This is a genomic window from Cobetia sp. 10Alg 146, from assembly GCF_029846385.1.
GTDB classification, from domain to species: Bacteria; Pseudomonadota; Gammaproteobacteria; order Pseudomonadales; family Halomonadaceae; genus Cobetia; species Cobetia marina.
In genome coordinates this window covers 1-2,135 of sequence record NZ_JARWKT010000017.1, presented here as the reverse complement: position 1 = coordinate 2,135, position 2,135 = coordinate 1, and the positions used below count along the sequence as shown (strand labels likewise).

The 2,135-nt window shown below is 64.3% G+C and carries 1 protein-coding gene; it reads right to left on the bottom strand.

Annotation, left to right across the window (positions count from 1 at the left end):
• The coding region (locus QD172_RS17260) for an Ig-like domain-containing protein (RefSeq protein ID WP_279856361.1) at window positions 1–2,135 on the bottom strand (2,135 nt) is incomplete at both ends.

Genomic DNA, 2,135 nt, shown 5'->3' with positions numbered 1-2,135 from the left:
GTGATGGCGATGGCGTTGGACAGCACGCTGTCATTGCCGGCGGCATCGGTGGCAATGGCGGTGAAGGCGTAATCGCCCTCGTCCAATGCGGTGATCGGCGTGATGCTCCAGTTGCCGTCGGAATTTGCCGTGTCGGTGCCCAGCACGGTTTCCCCGTTGTAGAGCGTGACCGTGCTGTCGGCTTCCGCGGTACCGGAGACGGTCGGCGTGGTGTCATCGGTGCTGTTACCGTCGACCAGGGCGGCGGTCAGATCGCCAACGTTGTCACTGATGGTAGTGATGACCGGCGCGGTCGGCGCAGTGATGTCGATGGCGACGTCGATACTGTTCGAGGCAGCAGAGCGATTTCCCGCCACATCGATGATCACGGCTGTCGCGGCGTAGCTGCTGCCATCGGTCAGGGCGTCGGCGGCAATGGAGACCGCCACGCTGTCGGCGGTGATGTCAGCCTCTTCCAGCACGACTGAAGCGGTGATCACGTTCTCCGCGTCTGCGTCGTCGACCAGAGTGACGGTCACGGTGTCACCCGCGACGGCATCCTCGCTGAGGGTGACCGTGGTGGGCAGACCCGCGGCCAGTTCGGCGGCACTCACACCATCTACCGCTGCCTCGATGGCCAGCGTCGGCGCAGACGGTGCGGTGATGTCGATGGCGACATCAATGCTGTTCGAGGCAGCAGAGCGGTTGCCCGCCACATCGGTAATCACGGCTGTCGCGGCGTAGCTGCTGCCATCGGTCAGGTCGTCGGCGGCAATGATGACCGCCACGTTGCCGGCGGTGATGTCGTCGGCGTCCAGCTCGACCGAAGCGGTGATCACGTTCTCCGCGTCTGCGTCGTCGACCAGAGTGACGGTCACGGTGTCACCCGCGACGGCATCCTCGCTGAGGGTGACCGTGGTGGGCAGACCCGCGGCCAGTTCGGCAGCACTCACACCATCCACCGCTGCCTCGATGGCCAGCGTCGGCGCAGACGGCGCGGTGATGTCGACCGTGATGGCGATGGCGTTGGACAGCACGCTGTCATTGCCGGCGGCATCGGTGGCAATGGCGGTGAAGGCGTAATCGCCCTCGTCCAATGCGGTGATCGGCGTGATGCTCCAGTTGCCGTCGGAATCTGCCGTGTCGGTACCCAGCACGGTTTCCCCGTTGTAGAGCGTGACCGTGCTGTCGGCTTCCGCGGTACCGGAGACGGTCGGGGTGGTGTCATCGGTGCTGTCACCATCGACCAGGGCGGCGGTCAGATCGCCAACGTTGTCACTGATGGTAGTGATGACCGGTGCAGACGGCGCGGTGATGTCGATGGCGACATCAATGCTGTTCGAGGCATCAGAGCTATTGCCCGCCACATCGGTAATCACGGCTGTCGCGGCGTAGCTGCTGCCATCGGTCAGGTCGTCGGCGGCAATGATGACCGCCACGTTGCCGGCGGTGATGTCGTCGGCGTCCAGCTCGACCGAAGCGGTGATCACGTTCTCCGCGTCTGCGTCGTCGACCAGAGTGACGGTCACGGTGTCACCCGCGACGGCATCCTCGCTGAGGGTGACCGTGGTTTGCAGCCCATCGGTCAGCTCATCAAGGTTCACGCCATTGATGACCTCATCGATGGCCAGGGACGGAGCGCTCGGCGCGGTGGTATCGACCGTGATGGCGATGACGTTGGACAGCACGCTGTCATTGCCGGCGGCATCGGTGGCAATGGCGGTGAAGGCGTAATCGCCCTCGTCCAATGCGGTGATCGGCGTGATGCTCCAGTTGCCGTCGGAATCTGCCGTGTCGGTACCCAGCACGGTTTCGCCGTTGTAGAGCGTGACGCTGCTGTCGGCTTCCGCGGTACCGGAGACGGTCGGGGTGGTGTCATCGGTACTGTCACCGTCGACCAGGTCGGCGGTCAGATCGCCAACGTTGTCACTGATGGTGGTGATGACCGGCGCGGATGGGTCCGTAGTATCCACGGTCACGGCGCCCAGATTCACGGCGTCGCTGACGTTGCCCGCGAGATCGGTCTGACGGATCTGCACAACACCATCGGCATAGCTGCCTTCGTCCAGCGTGAAGGTGGTGCCAGTGCGAGCATCCCAGGTGGTGCCGCCGTCGAGGGAGACTTCCCAAGTGGCATCGGTCTCGAGACCACTGAC